This window comes from Vibrio sp. Vb0349 (assembly GCF_033338975.1).
This window is the reverse complement of sequence record NZ_JAWOTS010000276.1, coordinates 1-1236: the sequence shown is the minus strand read 5'-3', so window position 1 is coordinate 1236 and position 1236 is coordinate 1. Positions and strand designations below refer to the sequence as shown.

Annotated in this window: 1 protein-coding gene; it reads right to left on the bottom strand. The window is 45.1% G+C overall.

Features of this window, described 5'->3' with window-relative positions; translation table 11 throughout:
• A partial coding sequence (rnd, locus tag R7Q47_RS25170) for a ribonuclease D (RefSeq protein ID WP_318090049.1) occupies nucleotides 1-1007 on the bottom strand: 1007 nt, incomplete at its 3' end.
• Nucleotides 1008-1236 lie beyond the last annotated feature (229 nt).

Genomic DNA, 1236 nt, shown 5'->3' with positions numbered 1-1236 from the left:
TGGTTAATCTGCTTCTTCGATGCTAAAAACTCGGTCGCTAACCCTGATTTTTGCGCAGCACTTTTCACGACATCTTTCATGTTTTTGAAAACCTGCTTATAGCCAGGGTAATCCATCAGGCGATCAATTTTAGCTGGGTATTCTTCTGGTGGCGTTTGCTTAGCCTTTTTCACGATGGCCGCAATTTTAGTACCGTGACGATTGACCGCGCGGCTATCCATCCCTTCCGCTTCCATCTTTTTAAAGCTTGTTAAACCTAAACGAGCAACCGTTAGCAAATCACCCTCTTTGAAAATGAAGTTTAGTGCTAAGTCGCGCTTGATTGCTTCACGATAACGCCAAGTCGCTAGCGGCTTTAACACAGCTAACTCTGACGGTTTAAGTTGCCACGCTCCTTTAATATCAAGGTACGCATTTTCTTCGTTGGTTTCGCGAATACGTTTGGAAACCAACAAGTCGCTCTCTTGCTGCACCGCTTCCCACCAACCAGCTTCAGTGACTTTATCGAGCAATTTTTCGTAAAGTGGCAACAAGTAGTGAACGTCTGCCGCTGCATAATCAAGTTGCTTTTGCGTGAGAGGGCGAGCCATCCAGTCGGTGCGAGATTCACTCTTGTCCAACGCAACACCTAAGTATTCTTCCACCAGCGTTGCGAAACCTGTTGACAGCCCGTGGCCAAGAAACGCCGCCATTAACTGTGTATCGACCATTGGAAATGGCGTACAACCAAATGCATTTTGGAATACTTCTAAATCTTCGCCACAGGCGTGAAGCACTTTAAGTACCGATGCATCTTTCAATAGTTCGATGAAAGATGTCATGTCCGTTAATTCTGTCGGATCGATAAGGGACAAGTGCTTGCCGTCGAAAAGCTGAATCAAACCTAGTTGCGGATAAAAAGTCCTGATACGTACGAACTCGGTATCCAGCATTACGACATCTGCGTCTCTTGCTTGAGCACAAACTTGTTCTAGGTCTTTGTTTTTAGTAATAATCTGATAATTCACATGCTTCTCGCTATAAAAAATGCCAGCAAAACGCTGGCATTCTATCATTTTTTAATTCTGGCGACTCAACGAAATCGGCTTACGCGCTTTTCTTTGCCAGTTCTGCGTCGTTCTCTTCACGAAGTACACGACGTAAGATCTTACCTACGTTGGTCTTCGGTAAGTCTTCACGGAACTCAACCAGTTTTGGAACCTTGTAGCCCGTTAGATGCTGACGACAGTGTGCAAT